This is a genomic window from Planococcus sp. NCCP-2050 (genome assembly GCF_023708025.1).
Classification (GTDB): domain Bacteria; phylum Bacillota; class Bacilli; order Bacillales_A; family Planococcaceae; genus Planococcus.
Window position 1 is genome coordinate 146633 of the sequence record NZ_BRCX01000003.1, and the last position, 23685, is coordinate 170317.

Here is a 23685-nt window from a genome sequence, read left to right on the forward strand (position 1 = left end):
AAGTAGGAGACCGCTCATAGAACTCCAAGAAGCGCTCATAGCAAATAAAATAACAAAACATAGGTTGAAGTGCTATAATCCGATTAAGCTGAAAGGGGGAAGCAATGAAATTAACGAGAATCGATATGCTGAAAAGAGCAATTCGCAGATTGCCGCTTTATTCACAGGAACGAATTTTTCTGGAGAAAGAGTTATTTAATACGGAAGCTGGTATTCGAGGCGAAACAAGGCTCCGAAAAAAATTTGTTGAGTTTTATTCTACAGAGCCTTATGAAATACTTTGGAATACGAGTCTGACATTGGGCAAATGGCCAGTGCAAATTGATGGTCTGCTGTTGACGTCGAAAGTAGCCCTTATCATGGAGTCGAAAAATATAAGCGGCGAATTACATTTTGACAATGACACAGGTGAATTTTATCGCATTGATTCAAACGGAGTTAAAACGGTCATGGATAATCCGGCCATTCAAGTAGAAAAACATATCCGCTTTATGCAAAACTGGTTTGCAGAAAAACATATCCATTTAGCTGTAGACGGTTTGCTCGTTTTTACCGCCGTGCAAGCTGAACTTTGTACAATTCCTCATGCTATTCACACGTGTCGTCACCACCAGATGATTGAATTTGCCTTTAGAATCCTTAGAGGATATTCATCCAGCCCCCAACTTCATAAACAGTCACTTAAAGAAATTAAACATATGATTGAAAATGAAAATACACCATTTCATCAAAAACCTATTGCTCAGCAATATTCTTTTCATCCCCTTCTTTTTGAACAAGGCATTCATTGTGAAGCTTGTGAAACTTTAAATGTTTTGAGAGAAAGTGGTGCATGGCGATGTTTAAAGTGCGGAAACAAGTCAAAAAGTGCAGCTGATGAAGCAGTATTGGATTACTTCGCCATATTTGGCAACCAAGCAAAAAATGAAGCGATTCGCCAGTTTTTAAAAATCGACGATCGCCATCTTGTTAAACGGTTGCTGTCCAAAAACAGTATTTTGAAACACGGAAACAAGCGGCATAGTAAATATTCTCTGGATGCAGCTGAAATTATAGAGTGAATGATCATAGAAACCGGATTTATGCTCATAGAATTTCGGATTCTGATCATAGTGTTTCAGAAGGTGCTCATAGAATTTCGAAAAGTGCTCATAGAACTTCACAATCTGCTCATAGAAATAAAAAGGATTGCCATTTATATGGCAATCCTTTTTTAATTCGGAATGTTAACCATACTTGACTTAATGTTAAGTATACTATACATTATGTTATATAAACCGAACATCTACGTAGGGAGGATGAAGTGGATGCTTAGAAACCGCGTGAAGGAATTGCGGGCGCGCTATGGATTTACGCAAAGCGATCTCGGCAAACGGGTGGATGTGACGCGGCAGACGATTGCGTTTATTGAGAAAGGGGAATTTTCGCCTTCGATTACGCTCGCTTTGAAACTCGCTAGCACGTTGGAAACAAAGGTGGACGACTTATTTTGGCTCGAAGGGGAGGAGCACAATGAAAAATGATTTCCGTTTAAACTATCCGTTATGGATGATGGCATTTATTTTATTGTTAGGGGTATTGGCGTTCGGCTTGAATTCGCCGATAACGGAATTCGTCAATACCGAGAATGAAACGAGCTTTACCATTAAGTTAGAGGCGTTGGAAGGCTTTATCGTGTTTTGTTCGATCATCCTTTATTTTGCTTTACTTGTGATTTTCATGGTACGGCTCAAAAAGCACAATAAGGAAAATCCGACTCAAAAGATTTCGCCGCTGGCTATTCGCCCTCCTGAATATTTGGAACAGGACGAAGGCATGACGTACATCACACGAAAAGCGGTTCAGAAAGTTTATAGCTTTATCACCTTAGCACTGCCATTTTTAGCAACGGTCGCCATTGTGTTTCCTTTACCAAAACTTGCGCTCATTTATGGAATTTTGGCCATCGCTTTCGGCCAATACTTGATTTATTACCTCGAAGTCCGAAAACATTTCAAGGAGGAAGCTGAATGATTTATGAATACTTTCTTGTTTTTCTAGGAGCAGCCATACCCTGGTTCGAAATCGCATTGGTCATACCGCTCGGCATCGTCTGGGGCTTGTCGCCTTTTTGGGTGATGGTTATGGCGTTTGTCGGCAATATGCTGACGGTGCTCGCATTAATCATCGGCTTTGATAAATTCAAGGATTGGTATATTAAACGCCAAGAAGCAAAAGGCAAAACCGATTCGAAGAAAAACGAACGGGCAAAGAATATATGGAATAAATACGGATTGCCTGGACTTGCCCTTTTAGGTCCGATTCTCATCGGTACACATATCGCGGCATTTATCGGCATGACGCTCGGCGCCACAAAACGAAACACGACCATTTGGCTCACTATCAGCATCGGCTTATGGACACTTGTTTTCGGCCTAGCGACAGCTTTCGGCTTCGACTTTTTTACGCGTGAACTTTAACCCGGCTGCCTCCGCTTTTCTGGTGTCCAGACTCCAGCTGCCAGATTCTCGGGTCATAAGCCGAGCTGGCTACACGGCAAAGGACGCCGCTTTGCCAGCTCATCTTATGCCTGTCGAATCTAAACGGCCGCCTCCGCTTTTCTCAATATGCTATACTTGAGCTATTCTGAAATAAAGGCGTGAACTGTAAATGAAAAGAATTGAATCAACACAAAACTCGCTTGTGAAGCATTGGAAGAAGCTTGTCACTACTCGGAAAGAACGGGATAAATTCACGGAATTTCTAGTGGAAGGCTTTCATTTGACGGAAGAGGCGCTGAAGAAAAAAGAATCCATCAAATCCTTGATCGTCCGGGAAGGCGTCGATATTCCCGCTGGCTGGAATGTAGACGATGTGCCGATGTATTCCGTGACGGCAGCTGTAGCGAAAGAAATTTCCGAAACGGAGCATTCCCAAGGTATTTTCGCGCATTGTGCGCAGCCGGAATTCACAGAAGCTGACCAGCAGCAATGGAGTAAACTGTTGTTGGTCGATGCAGTCCAAGATCCCGGCAATATCGGCACGATGATCCGTACAGCATCTGCAAGCGGCATCGACGCGGTCATTTTAGGGAAAGGCTGTGCGGATCCGTTCAATCCGAAAACGGTTCGTTCAGCGCAAGGCTCCCATTTCCAAATTCCGGTTGTCAGAGGCGAATTGGAAGAATGGACCGCGCAGCTGAAAGAACGCATTATTCCTTTATTCGGCACAGCGCTGATCAATTCAACGCCGGTGCACGAAGTGGAAAGCCAGGAAGCGTTCGCTTTGATCGTCGGCAATGAAGGAAGCGGCGTAGATCCGGTCTTGCTGCAGAAGACGGACCGCAATTTAATGGTGCCGTTATACGGCGAAGCGGAATCGCTGAACGTTGCTGTTGCTACCGGAATCCTGCTTTATAGTTTAGTGCCAAAAAACTAATTTGATTAAATGAACGCAATTTCGTATACTTAAAGGGTAAATAAGAAAAGCTGTGACCGGGAAAAGTACGTTGTGCCGTTGCATCAAGAGAGTCTGCGCCTTGGCTGGAAGCGCGGATATGCAAGAAACTTCAGAAGTTCACCCCGCGAGCTGCCTGTCGGGACCAGCTGAATGCTGTAAAGATGGGCCGGTGAAGAGCCGTTACGTAAATGAGTGATTGCCTATTTTGGCGATAACTAGGGTGGTACCGCGAATAATGCCTCGTCCCTTTTTGGGACGGGGCTTTTTTACGTTTAAGGAGGAGAAAAAATGGAAGCACAATTGCAGGCATTGAAAACAGAAGCGCTTGAAAAAATTGCATCAGCGGCGAATGTAAAAGAATTGAATGACGTCCGTGTCGCTTATTTAGGGAAAAAAGGGCCAATTACCGATCTATTAAAAGGCATGGGGAAATTGCCGGCTGAAGAACGTCCGAAAATGGGCGCACTAGTCAACGTAGTTCGTGAAGAAGTCACAACTTCGCTTGAAGAACGCATGGTGATCCTGGAAGAAGAAGCGATCAATCTGAAATTGCAAAGTGAAACGATCGATATCACATTGCCAGGGCGTCCTGTTCGTACAGGAAACCCGCATCCATTAACGCGCGTTATCGAAGAAATCGAGGATTTATTCGTATCGATGGGTTATGAGATTGCTGAAGGCCCGGAAGTGGAAAAAGATTATTACAACTTCGAAGCTTTGAATTTGCCGAAAGGCCATCCAGCCCGTGATATGCAGGATTCCTTCTATATTACGGAAGACATTCTGCTTCGTACGCATACATCGCCGGTACAAGCCCGTACGATGGAAGCAAAAGGCGGCGAGCCGATTAAGATCATCTGCCCAGGGAAAGTATACCGCCGCGATAATGACGATGCGACGCATTCCCACCAATTCACGCAAATCGAAGGATTGGTCATCGGTGAAGACATCCGCATGAGTGATCTTAAAGGAACGCTATCCGTATTCGCGAAGAAAATGTTCGGAGACGACCGTGAAATCCGCCTTCGCCCAAGTTTCTTCCCATTCACAGAGCCTTCTGTTGAAATGGATATCTCGTGCTTTAAATGCGGAGGATCTGGCTGCAACGTCTGCAAAAAAACCGGATGGATTGAAATTCTTGGAGCCGGAATGGTGCATCCGAACGTACTTGAAATGGCCGGCTATGATTCAAAACGCCTGACAGGATTTGCTTTCGGCATGGGGCCGGAGCGAATTGCAATGCTGAAATACGGCGTAGAAGACATCCGCCATTTCTATACCAATGATGTCCGCTTTTTATCCCAATTCCAGCGCACTGAAGTTTAAGGAGGAAATAAAACATGCTCGTATCCATTAAATGGTTGAAAGAATATGTAAATACACAAGAGTTAGACCCGGCTGAACTGGGCGAGAAAATTACCCGTTCCGGCATCGAAGTGGACGCAGTCATCGACCGTTCACACGGCATGACGAACGTCGTAGTCGGTTACGTTGAATCATGCGAGAAACATCCGGAAGCGGATAAATTATCGATTTGCCAAGTAAATGTCGGAGAAGATGGCATTGAACAAATCATCTGCGGCGCACCGAATATTGCGGCTGGCCAAAAAGTCATCGTTGCCCGCCCTGGCGCTAAATTGCCAGGCGGCGTGAAAATCAAAAAAGCGAAGCTTCGCGGTGAAGTTTCAAACGGGATGATCTGCTCACTTCAAGAACTGGGCATTGAAGGAAAATTGGTTCCTAAAGCATATGCGGAAGGCATTTACGTGCTTCCGGAAAACGCAGAAATCGGTTCTGATGTTGTAACGAATTTTGACCTGGATGACACCGTACTTGAACTTGGCTTGACGCCAAACCGTGCAGATGCGATGAGCATGCTAGGTGTGGCTTATGAAGTAGGCGCTATTTTATCAGAAGAAGTAAAACTGCCGGAAGCAATATACACAGAAGCAGCGGATACGGCAGCGTCAATGCTGACATTGAACATTGATGCACCGGAAGCGAATCCCCTTTATGTGGCGAAAGTCATCCGCAATATCGAAGTGAAAGAGTCGCCGATGTGGCTGCAGCAGCGGTTAATGGCAGCAGGCGTCCGTCCGCATAACAACGTCGTCGACGTGACGAACTTTGTCTTGATGGAATACGGCCAGCCGCTTCATGCGTTTGATTATGATTCTTTGAAGACTGGAAATATCACAGTTCGCCATGCGAAGCAGGACGAATTGATTACGACTTTGGACGATGCAGAACGCAAATTATCGCCTCATCATTTAGTGATTACAAACGGCGAAGAGCCGGTTGCCTTAGCAGGTGTTATGGGCGGCGCGAATTCAGAGGTGAGCGATTCAACAACAACGATTGTCATCGAATCTGCTTATTTCGCATCCGGATCGATTCGCCAAACTTCCAAAGACCATGGTCTACGCAGCGATGCGAGTTCACGCTACGAAAAAGGCGTTGATCCGAACCGTGTCATTCCTGCAGCAGAACGTGCTGCAAGCTTGATCGCAGAACTTGCAGGCGGGGAAGTGCTCGCAGGATCCGTCATTTTTGATGAGCTTGAGCGCGAAGAGAAAATCGTGAAAGTAAGCCCGGATTTCATTAACACCCGTCTTGGAATGAAAATTCCATTTGAAGACATGCTTGAAATTTTGGAGCGTTTGAAGTTTAAAACGGAAGCGGCAAACAACCAATTGATTATTTCAGTGCCGACTCGTCGACAGGATATTCAAATTGAAGAAGATGTTGTGGAAGAAATCGCACGCCTATACGGCTACGACGAAATCCCTGCCACTTTGCCTCAAACGGAAGCGCGCCCAGGCGGTTTGACGCCGTATCAAGCGAAGCGCCGCATTGTCCGACATTTCCTTGAAGGTGCAGGGTTATTGCAAGCGACGACGTATTCATTGACATCTGAGAAGTCGGCGAAGCAATTTGCTTTGACGGAAACGGATTCGACAAGATTATTGATGCCGATGAGCGAAGAACGCAGCATTCTGCGCCAGAGCTTGTTGCCGCATTTATTGGATTCAGTGACACACAATACAGCTCGCCGCATCGATTCAGTGGCGCTGTATGAAACAGGCGCTGTGTTCTTAAAAACAGAGGATGAATTATTGAACGAAGAAGAGCATTTGGCAATTGCCATGACGGGCTTATGGCTCGACAATAGCTGGCAAGGCGAGAAGAAACCAGTCGATTTCTTCGTGCTAAAAGGCATCGTTGAAGGGCTTGGTGAAAAATTGGGTGTTGAATTGTCCTTCGAACGTGGACAAATGGACGACCTCCATCCGGGAAGAACGGCATTCATCATTCATGACGGACAGCGGATCGGCGTCATTGGCCAATTGCATCCAACAGAACAAAAAGAACGTGATTTGAAAACAACGGTCGTTCTCGAATTGAATTTAGCTGAACTATTGAATTTAGCAGCGGATCCATTGCTTTACACGCCGGTACCGCGCTATCCATCCATCACACGCGACGTAGCACTTGTATTGTCGAAGATTGTGGAAGCGGGCACGATTGAAAAAGTCATCCGAGGCGCTGGCGGCAAATTGCTGAAAGATGTCCGCGTCTTTGACTTGTACGAAGGCGACAAGATGGAAGCAGGCAAAAAATCAGTAGCGTTCACTTTAACGTACTTTGATCCAGAGAAAACCTTGACGGACGAAGAAGTCGTAGCCGTCCATGATAAAGTATTGAAGGCTTTAACAGAAGTTGGAGCGGAACTTCGGAGTTAAGAAACTAGTAAAATAGCAGGCTAAAAAAGCAGAATCTCGGGATTCTGCTTTTTTCTGTCCATCATTATAAGGGTTCAAGTAATCATTTTGTAATCAAAATGTGCTAGTAATCTTTCCTAAGAATGATAAAATAAGAATATTCCAAAAGAATCTTAGTAGCGTTTTTTATTCGCCAATGCTTGGGCTTTCTTCGTGTTCGCAAAATGGGCTTTTGTGATGTTTTTTAAATAGCTCTCGCCGTGCTTCAATAAAATCTTGGCAGCAGCTTCATCCACGATTTTTCCAGCGCCTTTTGGCAAAGTGACACCGGTTTCGCTGCTCATGCGGTCCATTTCTTCCAAGAAAGCGACTCGCGCAATGATGGATGCGCAGGCAACGGAAACGTGGAGGCCTTCCGCTTTTGTCGAGAACAGGACATTTTCTTGGATGATTTCTTTTTCATCTTTTATGTGTTTATAATAAATGCCGCGTTCGGCAAATTGGTCGATCAAAATGGCATCCGGCTTTTCCGGTGCGATTTTACGGAGTACATGTTTTAATGCTTGGTTGTGCATCAATGCTTTGATTTTTCCTTGCGACCAGCCTTGTTCCTGCACGCGGTTGTATTTTTCATTTTTTAAGGTCAATACGCTATGGGCAAACGCCGCTTTTAAGTCTGGAGCAACGCTGCGCATCCAGGCGTCAGTCAGCTGTTTGGAATCTTTTACGCCGAGCTCGTGGGCAAGAGCCACTTTATCCGCCGGAACGTAGCAGGCAGCGACAGTGATCGGACCAAAGAAATCGCCGGTCCCGGTTTCATCTGAACCGAGTACGGAAAGTCTGGCGAAATTCGGAGGCAGCTGATCGCCTTTGGCTGTGGATGTTTTTGCGGATGCGGCTTCAACTTCTCCCCAACGCGCAGCTTCCCGTTCGGCACCGGCACCTTGGAACATCACTTTTCCGGACGTGTAGACCGTGACGACTGCATCCGTTAATTTGGCTGTATAGCGGACGTAAGGCGCTTTCGCGGCCACTTGTTTCGGCTTATAATGGGCAATGATTTGGAGGAGACTTTCCTCCGGCAGTTTCAACACAATATTTGACATGAAGGCGCCTCCTTTCTTATGATTCACATTGTACGCGTGTTCATGTTATGATTATCTATAGCATTTCTAAGGAGGGGTGGAGCATTGTCGGATGAACATAAAATAACGACTTCAGTCGAAATCTACGGCTATACCTATAAAATTGTCGGTACGGAAACATCCGGTCATATGCGGCAAGTGGCCTCGATGGTGGATGAAAGTATGCGTGAGTTCCATGCGATGAATCCATCTCTCGATAGTTCGAAGCTGGCAGTTTTGACCGCCGTCAATACGGCACATGAATATCTTAAACTGAAAGAGCGGGTAGAACAATTAGAAAATGAATTGAGAAAGTTGAAGGGTTGACGTAGATGCTTGATATTATTTTATTGATTTTATTGATTGGCGGCTTAATTGTTGGCGCTAAACGGGGGCTGGTTCTTCAGCTGATCCACATGGTTGGCTTTATCGTGGCGCTCGTTGTCGCTTATCTCTATTATAAACCGCTCTCGGAATATTTTGTGCTGTGGATCCCGTATCCGGCTGTCAACGATGAATCCCGTTTCACGATGGCCATCGAACAGCTGGACCTGGATCAGACTTTTTATCAGCTATTTGCTTTTGCCTTGATTTTCTTTGTGGCGAAATTCGGCCTGCAGCTGCTTGCTTCAATGTTCGATTTCTTGAAGTATTTGCCTGTGCTCGGGTTTATCAGCAAAGTGCTCGGGGCAATACTAGGCTTTATCGAAGTATACATACTCCTATTTATCTTTATCTATGTGTTTGCACTGCTTCCGATGGATGCGGTCCAAAACCAGCTCGAGAATTCCGGAATCGCTCAAATGATGCTGGAGCATACGCCTTATTTCTCTGAGAAAGTAAAAGAATGGTGGTATATTTATATGTAAGCAGTAACTTCTCTCTTACTGGAGGGAAGTTTTTTTAAGTCTAAATCTGGAGGTCTGTCTGCATGAATAAGAAAATCATCATCAGAACACTCGAAAAAATTGCGTTATATATGGAATTAAAAGGGGAAAACCCGTTTAAAGTATCGGCTTTCAGAAAAGCCGCGCAAGCTCTTGAGCTCGACCAACGGAGCTTGGATGAGTTAGAAGACGTAACGAAACTGAAAGGCATCGGCAAAGGAACAGGAGATGTCATTTTGGAATTGATGGACACTGGAAAATCCACGGTTCTTGAAGAATTGCAGGAAGAGGTGCCAAAAGGGCTCATTCCGTTGATGAAATTGCAGGGCTTGGGCGGCAAGAAAATCGCGAAGCTCTATAAGGAACTAGGCATCGATTCAGCGGAAAGCTTGAAACAGGCATGCCTGGACCATGAAATCCAGAAGCTTCCGGGTTTTGGGCCGAAATCGGAAGAGAAGATCCTGAAAGAATTGACCGATTTTGAATCGCGTCCAGGCAGACATCCGATCTGGAAAACGGAAGAAGCCGTCGAATTTATCCAGGATATTTTGTCGAAAATCCAGGAAGTCACGGAATTCTCTGTGGCAGGCAGTTTCCGCCGGACAAAAGAAACGAGCAAGGATCTGGATTTTATCGTAGCCACATCTGCTCCGTTAATCGTCAAAGAGCAATTGCTTGAAGCTTTGCCGGTCCAGGAAACCATTGCGTCTGGAGACACAAAAGTTTCGGTGACAGTGGAATTCCAGGATTTGATCGATATCGATTTCCGTTTGGTAGCGCCGGAAGAATTCACTACTGCACTGCACCATTTCACCGGATCGAAAGACCATAACGTGAAAATGCGCCAACTGGCAAAATCACAGAACAAGAAAATCAGTGAGTACGGCGTTGAGCAGGAAGACGGTTCAATCGCGACCTTCACTTCCGAAACGGATTTCTATGCCCATTTCGGTTTGCCTTTCATTCCGCCTTCCGTCCGGGAAGACGGCCGGGAATTAGATCGCCTCGAAGAATTGCCGGATCTTGTGGAGCTAAAGGACATCAAATCGGATTTGCATATGCACACCACTTGGTCGGACGGCGCGCATTCGCTGCCTGAAATGATTGATGGCTGCCGCGCAAAAGGCTATGAATACATGGTCATCACCGACCATTCTGAATACTTGAAAGTGGCGAATGGCTTGACGCCTGAACGCCTGTTAAAACAAAATGCGGAGATCCGTGAGCTGAATAAAAACTACAATGATATTGAAGTCTTATCCGGTACAGAAATGGATATATTGCCGGATGGTTCGCTGGATTTTGACGATGAAGTACTCGAACAGCTGGATTTTGTCATTGCGAGCATCCATTCCAGTTTTCAGCAGCCGCAGGAGCAAATCATGGCACGCCTGTTAACGGCAATGAAAAATCCGCATGTGGATATGATCGCCCATCCGACTGGCCGCATCATTGGCCAACGGAGCGGCTACGACCCGGATATCGAACAGCTATTGGACTGGGCGAAAGAATACGGCAAAATCGTCGAATTGAATGCAAGTCCTTACCGGCTTGATTTGGCAGTGGAACATTTGGAAATGGCGCAGGAAAAAGGTGTGCCGGTTGCCATCAATACAGACGCCCATGCCATTGAAGGATTGGATGTTATGGAAACAGGGGTCAAGCATGCGCAAAAAGCTTGGCTGAAAAGGGACCATGTAGTCAATACATGGCCGCTTGAACGCTTTAAAGAATTTTTGAAAAAGTAGGAGGTGTCTCGTTTGATCGCAGAACGCGCATTGAGAACACTTGAATATTATAAAATCCGCGAAGAAGTGGCTCGCTATTGCACTTCTTCGCTCGGGAAAGCCCATATTGAAAAATTGCTTCCTTCAACAGATATCAACGAAGTCAACCGTTTGTTGGAACAGATGGACGAAGGGGCAAGCATCATACGGGTAAAAGGGAATGTGCCGATGGGCGGCATTTTCGATATCCGCATGCATACGAAGCGCGCACAAATCGGCGGTTCTCTTAGCCCGATGGAATTGATGGAAGTGTCATCAACCATCCGGGCGAGCCGGATTCTCCGCCAGTTTTTTGAAGGCATTCGGGAAGAAGGGACAATCCAGATCCCTCTTTTCCTGGAAATGAAAGAATCGATGCCGATTTTGACGCAGCTCGAACACGACATCAATATGTGCATCGATGACAACGGGGGCGTCTTGGATAGTGCGAGTTCCGCACTTCGCACCATCCGCCAGCAGCTCCGGGCGCAGGAAAGCCGTGTGCGCGAACGGTTGGAAAGTTTAGTGCGCGGCAAAAATGCATCCAAAATGCTGTCAGATTCAATTGTGACGATCCGCAATGACCGTTTCGTTATTCCCGTAAAGCAGGAATACCGCAGCCATTACGGCGGCATCGTGCACGATCAGTCTTCATCTGGCCAGACTTTATTCATCGAACCGGATGCAGTTGTCCAAGCAAACAATGAAGTTCGCCGTTTGAAGATGAAGGAAAAAGAAGAAATCGACCGCATTCTCCAAATGCTTTCTGCCCAGGTGCAGGAAGTGGCGCATGAATTGTTTTTATTGGTCGAAGTGCTCGGTGAAATCGATATGATTTTTGCGAAAGCGAAATACGGCGCAGCCAATAAATGCACGAAACCTGAAATGAACACAGAAGGCTATATCAATTTGAAAAAAGCACGCCATCCATTGATTCCGATTGACGAAGTGATACCGAATGATATCGAGTTTGGGCGCGAGATCACGGCGATCGTCATTACCGGACCGAATACCGGGGGGAAAACGGTGACCTTGAAAACGGTCGGGCTAAGCACGTTAATGGCTCAATCGGGCTTGCCGGTTCCAGCGCTGGAAGGTTCGGAGTTGGCGGTGTTTGATCAAGTATTTGCTGATATCGGCGATGAGCAGTCGATCGAACAAAGCTTAAGTACGTTCTCTTCCCATATGGTCAATATTGTCGATATCCTGACGAAATTCGATGAAAATTCGTTGGTGATTTTTGATGAGTTGGGTGCAGGAACAGACCCTCAAGAAGGGGCAGCCCTTGCGATTTCGTTATTGGATGAAGTCCACGGACGCGGCGCTAGAGTCATCGCTACAACCCACTATCCGGAATTGAAGGCATACGGCTATAACCGGCCAGGTGTGGCAAACGCCAGCGTAGAATTTAATGTGGAAACCTTAAGTCCTACTTACCGGTTATTGATCGGTGTTCCAGGGCGAAGCAACGCTTTTGAAATTTCGAAACGCCTCGGATTGCCAGAGCATATTATCAGCCACGCGAAAAGTTTTACCGGCACTGACCGGCGTGAAGTGGATTCAATGATCGCCTCGCTTGAGAAAAGCCGCAGGGAAGCGGAACAGGATGCAGAACGTTCGAGCGAAGTGTTGGAAGAGTCCGAGCGCTTGAAACGGGAACTGGAAAACCAGCTAAAAGAATACGAAGAACAAAAAGAGAAGCTGCAGGAAAAAGCGAAAGAAAAAGCACGGAAAATTGTGGAACAGGCAACCCGTGAAGCAGAAGGCGTCATGTCTGAACTTCGTAAAATGCAGATGGATCAAGCTTCTTCCGTTAAAGAGCACCAGTTGATCGATGCGAAAAAACGGTTGGAGGCAGCGATGCCGGAAAACCGCATTTTGAAACGAGCGGCAAAAGCCAACCAGGCGAAGCCGTTGAAACCAGGCGATGAAGTGAAAGTGATTTCATTCGGCCAAAAAGGGACACTGATTGAAAAAGTGTCTAAAGATGAATGGACCGTCCAAATCGGCATTTTGAAGATGAAGCTGCCGGAATCCGATTTGTCTTATACAAAACCGGAAAAACAAAAAGAAACACGGGCGATGGCCACTTTGAAAAATCGGGACAGCCACGTGAAATTGGAACTCGATTTACGCGGGGAACGGTACGAAGATGCACTTGCCCGTGTTGAAAAGTATATCGATGATGCGTTACTATCTAATTATCATCAAGTATCAATCATTCACGGCAAAGGAACCGGTGCACTGCGCACAGGAGTCCAGCAGTATTTGAAAAAACATCCGAGAGTCAAAAGCTATCGTTTCGGGGAAGCAGGGGAAGGCGGCTCAGGCGTAACGGTCGCTGAGCTAAAGTGATTTCGTATAGGGGAGAATTGACATGTCAGAGACTGGGTTTTGGACGCATCCGTTAGTGGAAACGGCGGGATATTTCAGCGTTGTCGTTTTATGTTTAATCGTCTCAATGGTAATTTTTGAATTGGTGACGAAGTATAAAAACTGGGAAGAAATCAAAAAAGGGAATCTGGCGGTAGCGATGGCGACCGGCGGGAAAATTTTCGGTGTCACGAATATTTTCCGGTTTTCCATCGAACGCCATAATACCTTGCTGGAAATGATCGGTTGGGGATTGTATGGATTTGCTTTATTGATTTTTGCTTATCTTTTATTTGAATTTCTTACTCCGAAATTCAAAGTGGATGAAGAAATTGAAAATGACAACCGTTCCGTCGGCTTCGTTTCGTTGACCATCTCAGTCGGACTGTCTTTCGTCATCGGCGCAAGTATTTCTTAGGAGTTGTAAACTATGGAGAATCTGATCAAGATCCTATTCGTATGCTGTGCATTGTTCATCATCGTAGGAATCGTTTTTCTGTTTGTTATTTAAAATTCAGCAGTCTGCCGAAAAGGCGGGCTGCTTTTTTATTCCTTCCAGGTTTCAGATTTTATTTGCTGTTGAAAGCGTTATCATTTACCGATATAATTAAAAATAGGAATATTCACACGATTTGAAAATCAAAAGGAGGAATAAAGAATGACAGAAAAGCCATGGCTCGCCCATTATCCGCCAGAAGTCCCGAAAACTTTAGAGTACAAAAGTATGCCGGTGCAGGAATACTTGACGCATGCCTACGAACAATTCCCGAAGAAAACAGCCATCCATTTCATGGGAAGAGATGTGAGCTACGAAGAACTGTATGAATCATCGATGAAGTTTGCCAATTATTTGCAAGGTCTCGGCATCAAAAAGGGCGACCGGGTGTCTGTCATGCTGCCAAACTGTCCGCAGGCAGTCATCAGTTTTTATGGCGTTCTATACGCAGGCGGCGTAGTGGTCATGACGAATCCGCTTTATACAGAACGGGAAATCGCGTACCAAATGAATGATTCCGGTGCAAAAGCCATTGTCTCGTTAGATATTTTATTCCCTCGGATTTCAAAAGTCGTGAAAGATACAAAACTGGAAAATGTCATTATTACCGGGATCAAAGACTATCTTCCTTTCCCGAAAAATATGATTTATCCATTTATTCAAAAACGCCAGACCGGATTATCGGTGAAAGTGGAGCATCGCGGCGTCAATCATTTGTTTACTGAAGTGTTGAAAACTGCATCAAAAGAAGTGGAGCCAACTGAATTTGATTTCAATGAAGACCTCGCATTGCTTCAATATACTGGAGGGACGACAGGTTCGCCTAAAGGGGTTATGCTGACCCACAAGAACTTGATCTCGAATGCGACGATGTGTGATACATGGCTCTACAAATGCAAGGATGGCGAAGAGACGGTTCTTGGCATCATCCCGCTTTTCCATGTATACGGCTTGACGACGGTGCTGATCCTATCCGTGATGCAAGGCAACCGAATGGTGCTGCTTCCGAAATTTGATGCAGAAACGGCATTGAAAACGATCAATAAACAAAAGCCGACTTTATTCCCTGGAGCTCCGACCCTTTATATCGGTCTGATGAACCATCCGGATATCGGGAAATACGATTTGTCTTCCATTGATGCCTGCTTGAGCGGATCTGCACCGCTGCCTGTCGATGTCCAAGAGAAATTCGAGGAAATTACAGGAGGCAAACTGGTTGAAGGCTATGGTTTAACGGAAACTTCGCCGGTTACCCATTCGAATCTGATTTGGGGAGAACGCGTTAAAGGCTCTATCGGCTTCCCGTATCCCGACACGGACTGCAAAATTTTCCTTCCTGGAACGACAGATGAAGTGCCGGCAGGAGAAATCGGCGAAATTGCGATTTCAGGTCCTCAAGTGATGAAAGGCTACTGGAACCGACCAGATGATACAGCTGCAACCATCGTTAACGGCTGGCTGCTGACTGGAGATCTTGGCTATATGGATGAAAAAGGCCATTTCTTTATCGTCGACCGCAAAAAAGACATGATCATTGCAGGTGGATTCAATATTTATCCTCGTGAAATTGAAGAAGTACTGTATGAGCATGAAGCAGTCCAGGAATGTGTTGTTGCTGGAATACCGGATCCTTACCGCGGTGAAACAGTAAAGGCATACATTGTACAAAAAGAAGGGTATACTGTTTCTGAGGAAGAATTTAATAAATATTGCCGTGAACATTTAGCAGCGTTCAAAGTTCCACGCGTTTATGAATTCCGCAAAGAGCTGCCGAAAACCGCAGTCGGAAAAATCCTTCGCCGCTCATTAGTGGACGAAGAAGTCGCTAAGCAAAATGAAGCGGTGCCGTCTTAACTATAAGAGCGACAAAATTATTGCCTATCGCCGCAGAGTAAAGCTGGCAATTGATAAAAGCTTGACACGTCAATAGATAAACTATAATATGAAAATATGAATGAAGCGCCATTCATATTTTCATATTTTTTTTGGGTGGTGATGATTTGGTAAAAAAGGACAAACCAAAATACAAACAGATCGTAGATGCTGCGGTCGTGGTAATCGCAGAAAATGGTTACCATCAAGCGCAAGTATCGAAAATTGCGAAGCAGGCAGGAGTGGCTGACGGCACAATTTATCTTTACTTCAAAAACAAAGAAGATATTCTAATTTCTGTTTTCGAAGAAAAGATGGCAGTATTTGTCGAGAAACTCGAACAGATTTTGGTTCGGGATATTTCGGCAGTGGATAAATTAGGCCTGATGATCGAAAGCCATTTTAGTTTGCTGGCAAGTGATCTGCATCTCGCCATTGTGACCCAACTGGAACTCAGACAATCGAATACTGAGATTCGAATGAAAATAAATGGCGTGTTAAGAGAATATTTATTGCTGCTTGATAAAATCCTTGTCAAAGGGATGGAAGACGGAGAATTCGATGAAAAAATGGATATCCGTTTAGCTCGGCAAATGGTTTTTGGTACAATGGATGAGACCATCACCACTTGGGTGATGAACGATCATAAATATGATTTAGTCGAATTGGCGCCGAAAGTCCACCGTCTTTTGATGAAGGGGATTCGCGCTTAGGGAAGGGGCTCTTCGAATGGAATTTATCAGTTGGAAAAAAGAAGACGGTGTTGCGATTGCCACAATCAATCGTCCGCCGGCAAACGCTTTATCTCGTGCATTGATCATGGAAGTGAACAGTCTGCTTGATGAAGTAGAGCATGATGAAGAAGTCCGTGCAATCGTTTTGCATGGCGAAGGAAGATTCTTTTCTGCAGGAGCCGATATCAAGGAATTTACAGAAGTAACAAGCGGCGAAGAGTTTTCAAAACTTGCAGCAAGCGGACAGTCAGTATTTGAACGAGTCGAAACATTTCATAAACCTGTGATTGCAGCCATCCATGGAGCAGCTTTAGGCGGCGGTTTGGAATTGGCGATGAGCTGCCATATGCGTTTTGTATCTGAAAATGCTAAACTAGGATTGCCGGAACTTCAGCTTGGCTTGATTCCAGGATTTGCGGGAACGCAGCGCTTGCCGAGGTATGTAGGTGTCGCAAAGGCAGCAGAAATGCTTTTGACAAGCGATCCGATTACAGGAGCAGAAGCAGCTCAGTTGGGATTAGCCAACCGTGCTTATGCAGAAGTGGACCTACTTTCGGAAACGCTTTCAATTGCAAAGAAAATTGCGAAGAAAAGTCCGGTATCGGTCAAAGCGGCCATTGAAATGCTGCAGTATTCAAAATCTGCAAGCTATCATGAAGGCGTGAAAGCAGAAGCGGCTTCCTTTGGAACAGTTTTTGTTTCAGAAGACGCTAAAGAAGGAATCCAGGCTTTCCTGGAAAAACGCGAAGCACAATTTAAAGGGAAATAATACTTGGGAGGTTTACGTTCATGAACATTTATGTATTGGTAAAACGTACTTTTGACACAGAAGAAAAATTAGTCATCTCTGGTGGCAAAATCCAGGACGACGGCGCAGAATTCATCATTAATCCATATGATGAGTATGCGATTGAAGAAGCGATCACTGTCCGTGACGAACACGGCGGGGAAGTAACCGTTATCACAATCGGCGGAGAAGAAGCTGAAAAGCAACTTCGTACGGCTCTTGCAATGGGTGCGGATAAAGCAGTATTGATCAACACAGAAGACGATTTGGAAGAAATGGATGAGTTCACGACTTCCTACATATTAGCTGAATACTTGAAAGACAAAGATGCAGACTTGATTTTAGCAGGAAACGTAGCAATCGATGGCGGATCTGGCCAAGTAGGGCCACGTGTTGCTGATTTGCTTGGCATCAACTACGTAACAACAATCACGAGCCTTAAAATCGATGGCACAACTGCTACAATCGTGAGAGACATCGAAGGGGATGCAGAAGAGCTTGAAACGTCATTGCCATTGCTTGTAACGGCTCAGCAAGGTTTGAACGAACCTCGTTACCCATCACTTCCTGGAATCATGAAAGCGAAGAAAAAGCCGCTTGAAGAGTTGGAACTCGATGATTTGGATATTGAAGAAGATGATGTGGAACCGAAAACTGAAACAATCGAAATTTACTTGCCGCCGAAAAAAGAAGCTGGCCGTGTGCTAGAAGGCGACATTTCAGCACAAGTATCGGAATTGGTCGGATTATTGCGCAACGAAGCGAAAGTCATATAAAACAAGAAAAGCGAAGGCTGCCGTTTAGCTCCGACAAGCGACTAGAGGAGCTGGCAGCCGGAGTCTGGAAACTAAAAATAACTGAACGATAAATTTTCACATCTACTTAGGGGGTAAACAGACTATGTCGAAAAAAGTATTGGTATTGGGCGAAACGCGTGAAGGCGCATTGCGCAACGTAACGTTTGAAGCGATTGCCGCTGCGAAGAAAATCTCTGGCGGTGGAGAAGTAGTAGGCGTTTTAATCGGTGATTCAGTCGCTGACTTTGGCGCAGAACTTGTAAATTATGGAGCAGACCGTGTCATCACGGTGGAGCACCCTCATTTGAAATCTTATACTTCAGATGGCTACGGGCAAGCATTCATGGCTGTCATCGAACAAGAAAGCCCAGAAGGCATCGTTTTCGGCCACACGGCGGTCGGAAAAGATTTATCGCCTAAAATCGCATCAAAATTGCAATCCGGTTTAATTTCGGATGTGACAAATATCGAAGGAGAAGGCGATGATGCTGTATTTGTCCGCCCAATCTATTCTGGTAAAGCATTCGAAAAAGTAAAATCAAAAGAAGGCCTTACATTTATCACAGTTCGCCCGAATAACATTCCACCATTAGCAAAAGAAGAGCGCTCAGGCGATGTAAGTTCACTTTCAGTGGATATTACAAACTTGCGCACAATCATCAAAGATGTTGTCCGTAAATCAGCTGAAGGCGTTGACCTTTCGGAAGCGAAAGTGATCGTTGCTGGCGGACGCGGCGTGAAAAGCACAGAAGGCTTCGAGCCTTTGCAAGAATTAGCAAATCTTCTTGGAGGCGCTGTCGGTGCTTCTCGTGGAGCATGTGATGCGGATTATTGCGATTATTCATTGCAGATCGGCCAAACAGGTAAAGTTGTAACACCTGACCTTTACATCGCAGCAGGAATTTCAGGAGCGATCCAGCACTTAGCGGGTATGTCCAACTCAAAAGTCATTGTTGCGATCAACAAAGACCCAGAAGCAAACATTTTCAAAGTAGCGGATTACGGCATTGTCGGAGACTTGTTTGAAGTCATCCCAATGCTGACAGAAGAATTCAAGAAAGTAATGTAATTAAGAAAAGCGAAAGCGGGCGTTCAGCTCCGAAAGGCATAAGACAGAACAGCGAAGCGGCGCACTTGGCCGCATAGCTGGGCTGGCTTATAACCCGAGGAGTTGCCCGCTGGAGTCTGGACAAAGAAAAGCGAAAGCGACGGACCTTGCGAAAGTGAGGTCCGTTTTTTTATGGGAATTAACACGAAAGCACCTCGGTGTGAAAGTTTCGCACCCAAAATCGGTTTTTCCGCACCTCGTAAAATTTTGTATTAAATTGGACAAAAGAAGCCGCATTTATCCACCGTTTATTCTCCTGAGTACGGGGTAGATAAGAAGTAGGCAAATAAATAGCTACAGTTTTTCACGCATGCTATAATCAGAACATAGTTTGGTTACATTATAAGGAGGAATTATTCATGGCAATAGTACACGGTACAGATCAGAACTTTTCACAAGAAATCTCAGAAGGTTTAGTATTAGTAGATTTTTGGGCTACTTGGTGCGGGCCTTGTAAAATGATTGCTCCAGTTCTTGAAGAATTAGACGCTGAAATGAGCGATAAAGTTAAAATCGTAAAAGTAGACGTTGATGAAAACCAAGAAACTGCAGGCAAATACGGCATCATGTCAATCCCGACTCTTCTATTGATGAAAGACGGAGAAACAGTTGATAAAGTTGTTGGCTTCAGACCAAAAGAAGCTTTGGCTGAATTAGTTAACCAACACGCATAATTCTTAACCGGGTCCAGTGATGGCCCCGGTTTTTTAATAGGGTGAGATAATGGCAAATGAATTGATCCAACATAAATTAGCAATTCTTCCCGATCAGCCGGGCTGTTACTTGATGAAAGACCGGCAAGACACAATCATTTACGTGGGCAAAGCGAAAGTGCTGAAAAATCGTGTGCGTTCTTACTTTACCGGAAGCCATGATGCGAAAACCCAACGCTTAGTCGGAGAAATTGTCGACTTCGAATACATTGTGACAAATTCGGAAAAAGAAGCGTTGATCTTGGAATTGAACTTGATCAAAAAGCATGATCCGAAATACAATATCATGTTAAAAGATGATAAAACTTATCCGTATTTAAAAATCACAAGTGAACGCCATCCAAAATTGATTATTACGCGGCAAGTAAAGCGCGATAAAGGAAAGTATTTTGGCCCTTATCCGAATGCGTATGCAGCGAGTGCAACAAAGAAATTGCTCGACCGGCTGTATCCGCTTCGCAAATGCCATACGATGCCGGACCGTGCTTGCCTGTACTATCATATGGGGCAATGCTTGGCACCGTGTGTAAAACCGGTTGAAAAAGAAACTTACCAGGAAATGATCGATGATATTTCACGCTTTTTAAATGGCGGATTCCGCGAAGTGAAGCAAGACCTCGTTGAAAAAATGTCCGAAGCTGCTGAAAATTTGGAGTTTGAGCGGGCGAAGGAATACCGTGATCAAATTTCCCATATTGAAACAGTCATGGAAAAACAGAAAATGACGATGAATGACTTTACGAACCGGGATGTCTTTGGCTATGCAATTGATAAAGGCTGGATGTGTGTACAGGTCTTTTTCGTCCGCCAAGGCAAGCTGATTGAACGGGATGTTTCTTTATTTCCGCTTTACCGGGACCCTAAAGAAGAGTTCATGACTTTCCTCGGTCAATTTTATGAACAATCGAACCATGTAAAGCCGAATGAAATTTTATTGCCGGAAGGCGAAGATGCTGAATTGGTGCGTGAATGGCTGGATATGCGTGTCCTTATTCCGCAGCGCGGCAAGAAAAAAGATTTGGTGGCTTTGGCAAAGAAAAATGCGGAAATCGCCATCAAAGAGAAATTCCAATTGCTTGAACGCCAGGAAGAACGCACAGTCGGTGCTTGCGTAGAACTTGGCGAGGCGATGAATATTGAAACGCCGCTTCGCATTGAAGCATTCGATAACTCCCATATCCAAGGAGCGGATGCAGTTTCTGCCATGGTGGCATTTGTGGACGGGAAACCGTCTAAAAAAGATTATCGCAAATACAAAACCAGAAGCGCTTCAAAGCCGGATGACTATGCAGCAATGCGTGAAGTTATTCGCCGGCGCTATACGCGAGTTTTACGGGACGGGCTGCCGCTTCCTGATTTGATCGTGATCGATGGAGGGAAAGGGCAGATGGAATCGGCTCGGGAAATTATCGAAGACGAACTGGGCTTGTCTATTCCAATTGCGGGCCTTGCAAAAGATGCAAAGCACCAAACTTCACAGCTTCTCTACGGAAATCCAGTCGAAGTCGTGCCGCTGAAACGTACGAGCGAAGCTTTTTATCTGCTGCAGCGAATTCAGGACGAAGTTCACCGTTTCGTCATAACTTTCCACCGGCAGCTGCGCGGCAAAAACTCGATTCAGTCAGCGCTTGATGGGCTGCAAGGCGTCGGACCTAAGCGCAAACAGCAATTGCTGAAGCATTTCGGCTCCGTCAAACGCATCAAAGAAGCGTCAATTGAAGAGTTAAAAGAGGCGGGGATGCCGGAAGGCTTGTCTCAAACGATTTATCAGCATTTTCAAAATGAGACATTGTCAACCGAGTAGTAACATGTTATCGTAGAAGAATAATTGAATCACTTGGAAAAGTGATGATAGAGGTGCGGACGTCAATAGTAGCCATTCGGAGATTTGCAAAATCGATGAAGGATGGGGAAAGGGACGCCCGCCGAAGTGTGTTGAAGTTTGCAACTCGCATGCTGGTCCTGCATTTAATAAGTGCAGGGCTGTCAGAGTTTATCTCTGGAGGGCTATCTCACATGGACGTTTTTCGTATTCGTACATGCTAAAGAGGTAGTTTGCCGGTAACTCGGTGAGCTGCCTTTTTTTATTGGCAGGCAAAGCTATATTCAGTCTTTGCTTTTCATGTTGAGGGCCACATCGAAAAAATGTGGGAGTGAATGGAATGAAAACGGTAGTCATGAAATTTGGAGGAACATCAGTCGCAACTCCGGAAAAAATTATCGGAGTCGCGGAAAGAGCTATTGCTGAAAAAGAGAAAGGCAGTAGAGTCGTAATCGTCGTATCTGCGATGGGGAAAACGACCGATACATTGCTGGGATTGGCAAGTGAGATATCAGCAGAACCGCCGAAGCGGGAGATGGACATGCTGCTAGCTACAGGGGAACAGGTGACCATTTCACTGCTCGCCATGGCATTTAAAGCGCTTGGCCATGAAGCTTTGTCGTTTACCGGTTGGCAAGCGGGCATTGAAACAGAATCAGTGCCGCGCAATGCACGCATTGAACAGATCCATACAGATCGGTTGGAAAAGGTGTTGGACAATGGCTATTTCTGTGTAGTTGCCGGATTCCAAGGCGTTGATAAAATCGGCAACATTACGACACTCGGGCGCGGAGGGTCGGATACGACAGCGGTGGCGCTGGCAGCTGCATTAAAGGCAGACCGCTGCGATATTTACACGGATGTCGACGGTGTTTATACATCTGATCCGCGTTTTGTCAGCGGTGCCCGGAAGCTCGAGCAGATTTCATATGATGAAATGCTGGAACTGGCCAATCTTGGTGCTGGCGTCTTGCACCCTCGGGCAGTTGAATTTGCGAAAAACAACCAGGTTTCCCTATCGGTCAGAGCAAGTTATTCCGATGAACCCGGCACAATTATACAAGAGGTGGTCACTGTGGAAAAAAATCTTATTGTCAGAGGCGTCGCATTCGAAAAAGGAATTGCACGTGTGACAGTCACATATAAAAAACCGTTCAATGGATCATTGGCAAATATCTTTACAAAGCTTGCTGAACATCACATCGATGTAGACATCATCGTCCAAAGCATCACGGATGCGTTCCCGCCGTCCGTTTCTTTTTCCATCAAAGAAGAAAGTCTGGAAGAAGCGCGCCGTGTGCTCGAACAATACAAAGAGGAAATCGGTTTTGTCTCTTGCGAATTTGAATTAGGCCTCTCGAAAGTCTCCATCGTCGGTTCTGGCATGGTTTCAAATCCGGGGGTTGCAGCGCAAATGTTCGATATTCTGCGCCTGGAAGAAATTCCAGTGAAGATGGTCAGCACCTCAGAGATTAAAGTATCGGTCGTTGTGCCGCTTGTTGAAATGCAAAAATCAGCCAATGCTTTGCACAGAGCCTTTGGTTTAGATGAATAAAAAAGAAAACCCCGATAAATGGAATCGGGGTTTTCTCATGGAAAGATTAAGTGAATGTTCGAAAAGTGAGATTATGCTTTTTCCCGCAGATCCGTTTTCAAAGTAATCCGCACTAAATTCTTTTTTGGAAGGACTTCTTCGTAGGCTTCTGTCAAAAAACCGCCCAATTTCTGTTTTTGTTCAGCCAGAAATCCGGCTTCAAGCTTAAAGCAACGATTTTCGATTTTGTTGGGGTGGAGTGTATAGGTGGTTTCATCCTTGCCGGCCTTTTCCAAGGACAATTGGCCAAAATTCGCTTGGCTAAAAAAATCAGGTGCTTCTTCCATCGCGAAAAGAGGGAATTTGCGGGCAAGCGATTTCCCGGCCCAGTAAAGGATATCGGCTTCGTGCTGCCCTAGAACTTCTGATAATACATAGTCCCGTATAATTTCATAACCGAACTCCTGATCGGTTTCAGCATCTTTTACAGTCATGTCAAACCCACTTTCAGT

General features: G+C 45.3%; 22 protein-coding genes, 1 riboswitch and 1 other annotated feature. Of the genes, 20 read left to right on the forward strand and 2 right to left on the reverse strand.

The genetic code is table 11. The annotated features are described in order from the left end of the window. Positions 1 to 104 precede the first annotated feature (104 nt). The 7 genes from NFU07_RS12285 to pheT all read left to right on the forward strand — a co-directional run bounded on the left by NFU07_RS12285 (position 105) and on the right by pheT (position 7181). Positions 105 to 1061, forward strand: coding sequence for a nuclease-related domain-containing protein (locus tag NFU07_RS12285; RefSeq protein ID WP_251478552.1), 957 nt, complete (start codon positions 105 to 107; stop codon positions 1059 to 1061). A gap of 246 nt (positions 1062 to 1307) precedes the next feature. Next, entirely contained in the window at positions 1308 to 1523 is a 216-nt protein-coding gene (locus NFU07_RS12290; RefSeq protein ID WP_235198929.1) for a helix-turn-helix transcriptional regulator, read from the forward strand. Then, a complete protein-coding gene (locus NFU07_RS12295) occupies positions 1513 to 2013 on the forward strand; it encodes a hypothetical protein (protein WP_251478554.1) in 501 nt (166 codons plus the stop codon). The genes NFU07_RS12290 and NFU07_RS12295 overlap by 11 nt, the downstream gene beginning before the upstream one ends. After that, positions 2010 to 2459: a small multi-drug export protein gene (locus NFU07_RS12300; protein WP_251478556.1), complete on the forward strand. Its 450-nt coding sequence runs from the start codon at positions 2010 to 2012 to the stop codon at positions 2457 to 2459. Before NFU07_RS12295 ends, NFU07_RS12300 begins: the two co-directional genes overlap by 4 nt. 190 nt (positions 2460 to 2649) lie before the next feature. Beyond that, positions 2650 to 3417, forward strand: a complete 768-nt coding sequence (locus NFU07_RS12305; protein ID WP_251478557.1) for a TrmH family RNA methyltransferase — start codon at positions 2650 to 2652, stop codon at positions 3415 to 3417. Positions 3418 to 3460: 43 nt separating this feature from the next. After that, positions 3461 to 3689: a binding site (T-box leader), on the forward strand. 37 nt (positions 3690 to 3726) lie between these two features. Next, complete coding sequence (gene pheS / locus NFU07_RS12310) at positions 3727 to 4764, forward strand: phenylalanine--tRNA ligase subunit alpha (protein WP_235198933.1); 1038 nt, start codon at positions 3727 to 3729, stop codon at positions 4762 to 4764. 14 nt (positions 4765 to 4778) lie between these two features. Further along, positions 4779 to 7181: a phenylalanine--tRNA ligase subunit beta gene (gene pheT / locus NFU07_RS12315; protein WP_251478559.1), complete on the forward strand. Its 2403-nt coding sequence runs from the start codon at positions 4779 to 4781 to the stop codon at positions 7179 to 7181. 152 nt (positions 7182 to 7333) lie between these two features. Here the strand turns inward: pheT and rnhC are convergent, their stop codons facing one another. Beyond that, a complete protein-coding gene (rnhC, locus tag NFU07_RS12320) occupies positions 7334 to 8266 on the reverse strand; it encodes a ribonuclease HIII (RefSeq protein WP_251478561.1) in 933 nt (310 codons plus the stop codon). 84 nt (positions 8267 to 8350) lie between these two features. On the opposite strand from rnhC, the gene zapA reads away from it, so the two are divergent. The 13 genes from zapA to NFU07_RS12385 all read left to right on the forward strand — a co-directional run bounded on the left by zapA (position 8351) and on the right by NFU07_RS12385 (position 23194). Then, a complete protein-coding gene (gene zapA / locus NFU07_RS12325) occupies positions 8351 to 8611 on the forward strand; it encodes a cell division protein ZapA (protein ID WP_235198939.1) in 261 nt (86 codons plus the stop codon). Between the two features lie 5 nt (positions 8612 to 8616). Beyond that, positions 8617 to 9153, forward strand: a complete 537-nt coding sequence (locus tag NFU07_RS12330; RefSeq protein WP_251478563.1) for a CvpA family protein — start codon at positions 8617 to 8619, stop codon at positions 9151 to 9153. Between the two features lie 62 nt (positions 9154 to 9215). Further along, positions 9216 to 10919, forward strand: a complete 1704-nt coding sequence (polX, locus tag NFU07_RS12335; protein ID WP_251478565.1) for a DNA polymerase/3'-5' exonuclease PolX — start codon at positions 9216 to 9218, stop codon at positions 10917 to 10919. 12 nt (positions 10920 to 10931) lie between these two features. Continuing rightward, on the forward strand, positions 10932 to 13292 hold the full coding sequence (locus NFU07_RS12340; protein WP_251478567.1) for an endonuclease MutS2: 2361 nt from the start codon (positions 10932 to 10934) through the stop codon (positions 13290 to 13292). 22 nt (positions 13293 to 13314) lie between these two features. Then, positions 13315 to 13728: a DUF350 domain-containing protein gene (locus NFU07_RS12345; RefSeq protein ID WP_235198942.1), complete on the forward strand. Its 414-nt coding sequence runs from the start codon at positions 13315 to 13317 to the stop codon at positions 13726 to 13728. A 240-nt stretch (positions 13729 to 13968) separates the two neighbouring features. After that, positions 13969 to 15660, forward strand: a complete 1692-nt coding sequence (locus tag NFU07_RS12350) for an AMP-binding protein (protein ID WP_251478569.1) — start codon at positions 13969 to 13971, stop codon at positions 15658 to 15660. 146 nt (positions 15661 to 15806) lie between these two features. Beyond that, a complete protein-coding gene (locus NFU07_RS12355) occupies positions 15807 to 16391 on the forward strand; it encodes a fatty acid metabolism transcriptional regulator FadR (protein WP_251478571.1) in 585 nt (194 codons plus the stop codon). A 16-nt stretch (positions 16392 to 16407) separates the two neighbouring features. Next, positions 16408 to 17181: an enoyl-CoA hydratase gene (locus tag NFU07_RS12360; protein ID WP_251478573.1), complete on the forward strand. Its 774-nt coding sequence runs from the start codon at positions 16408 to 16410 to the stop codon at positions 17179 to 17181. Between the two features lie 20 nt (positions 17182 to 17201). Beyond that, positions 17202 to 17975, forward strand: a complete 774-nt coding sequence (locus NFU07_RS12365; RefSeq protein ID WP_251478575.1) for an electron transfer flavoprotein subunit beta/FixA family protein — start codon at positions 17202 to 17204, stop codon at positions 17973 to 17975. 124 nt (positions 17976 to 18099) lie between these two features. Then, positions 18100 to 19065, forward strand: a complete 966-nt coding sequence (locus NFU07_RS12370) for an electron transfer flavoprotein subunit alpha/FixB family protein (RefSeq protein WP_251478577.1) — start codon at positions 18100 to 18102, stop codon at positions 19063 to 19065. A 398-nt stretch (positions 19066 to 19463) separates the two neighbouring features. After that, positions 19464 to 19778 (forward strand): thioredoxin, encoded by a 315-nt coding sequence (trxA, locus tag NFU07_RS12375; protein ID WP_036806063.1) that lies wholly within the window; start codon positions 19464 to 19466, stop codon positions 19776 to 19778. Positions 19779 to 19827: 49 nt separating this feature from the next. Continuing rightward, on the forward strand, positions 19828 to 21621 hold the full coding sequence (gene uvrC, locus NFU07_RS12380) for an excinuclease ABC subunit UvrC (protein ID WP_251478579.1): 1794 nt from the start codon (positions 19828 to 19830) through the stop codon (positions 21619 to 21621). Between the two features lie 40 nt (positions 21622 to 21661). Continuing rightward, a riboswitch (Lysine riboswitch) is annotated at positions 21662 to 21835 on the forward strand. A 144-nt stretch (positions 21836 to 21979) separates the two neighbouring features. Next, a complete protein-coding gene (locus NFU07_RS12385; RefSeq protein WP_251478581.1) occupies positions 21980 to 23194 on the forward strand; it encodes an aspartate kinase in 1215 nt (404 codons plus the stop codon). 71 nt (positions 23195 to 23265) lie between these two features. Here NFU07_RS12385 and NFU07_RS12390 read toward each other — a convergent pair whose 3' ends face one another. Next, a complete protein-coding gene (locus tag NFU07_RS12390; protein ID WP_251478583.1) occupies positions 23266 to 23667 on the reverse strand; it encodes a YslB family protein in 402 nt (133 codons plus the stop codon). Positions 23668 to 23685 lie beyond the last annotated feature (18 nt).

Coding starts and splice junctions, on each gene's coding strand:
- NFU07_RS12285 (WP_251478552.1), top strand. CDS start 105: ATGAAATTAACGAGAATCGATATGCTGAAAAGAGCAATTCGCAGATTG.
- NFU07_RS12290 (WP_235198929.1), top strand. CDS start 1,308: ATGCTTAGAAACCGCGTGAAGGAATTGCGGGCGCGCTATGGATTTACG.
- NFU07_RS12295 (WP_251478554.1), top strand. CDS start 1,513: ATGAAAAATGATTTCCGTTTAAACTATCCGTTATGGATGATGGCATTT.
- NFU07_RS12300 (WP_251478556.1), top strand. CDS start 2,010: ATGATTTATGAATACTTTCTTGTTTTTCTAGGAGCAGCCATACCCTGG.
- NFU07_RS12305 (WP_251478557.1), top strand. CDS start 2,650: ATGAAAAGAATTGAATCAACACAAAACTCGCTTGTGAAGCATTGGAAG.
- pheS (WP_235198933.1), top strand. CDS start 3,727: ATGGAAGCACAATTGCAGGCATTGAAAACAGAAGCGCTTGAAAAAATT.
- pheT (WP_251478559.1), top strand. CDS start 4,779: ATGCTCGTATCCATTAAATGGTTGAAAGAATATGTAAATACACAAGAG.
- rnhC (WP_251478561.1), bottom strand. CDS start 8,266: ATGTCAAATATTGTGTTGAAACTGCCGGAGGAAAGTCTCCTCCAAATC.
- NFU07_RS12330 (WP_251478563.1), top strand. CDS start 8,617: ATGCTTGATATTATTTTATTGATTTTATTGATTGGCGGCTTAATTGTT.
- polX (WP_251478565.1), top strand. CDS start 9,216: ATGAATAAGAAAATCATCATCAGAACACTCGAAAAAATTGCGTTATAT.
- NFU07_RS12345 (WP_235198942.1), top strand. CDS start 13,315: ATGTCAGAGACTGGGTTTTGGACGCATCCGTTAGTGGAAACGGCGGGA.
- NFU07_RS12350 (WP_251478569.1), top strand. CDS start 13,969: ATGACAGAAAAGCCATGGCTCGCCCATTATCCGCCAGAAGTCCCGAAA.
- NFU07_RS12360 (WP_251478573.1), top strand. CDS start 16,408: ATGGAATTTATCAGTTGGAAAAAAGAAGACGGTGTTGCGATTGCCACA.
- NFU07_RS12365 (WP_251478575.1), top strand. CDS start 17,202: ATGAACATTTATGTATTGGTAAAACGTACTTTTGACACAGAAGAAAAA.
- NFU07_RS12370 (WP_251478577.1), top strand. CDS start 18,100: ATGTCGAAAAAAGTATTGGTATTGGGCGAAACGCGTGAAGGCGCATTG.
- trxA (WP_036806063.1), top strand. CDS start 19,464: ATGGCAATAGTACACGGTACAGATCAGAACTTTTCACAAGAAATCTCA.
- uvrC (WP_251478579.1), top strand. CDS start 19,828: ATGGCAAATGAATTGATCCAACATAAATTAGCAATTCTTCCCGATCAG.
- NFU07_RS12385 (WP_251478581.1), top strand. CDS start 21,980: ATGAAAACGGTAGTCATGAAATTTGGAGGAACATCAGTCGCAACTCCG.
- NFU07_RS12390 (WP_251478583.1), bottom strand. CDS start 23,667: ATGACTGTAAAAGATGCTGAAACCGATCAGGAGTTCGGTTATGAAATT.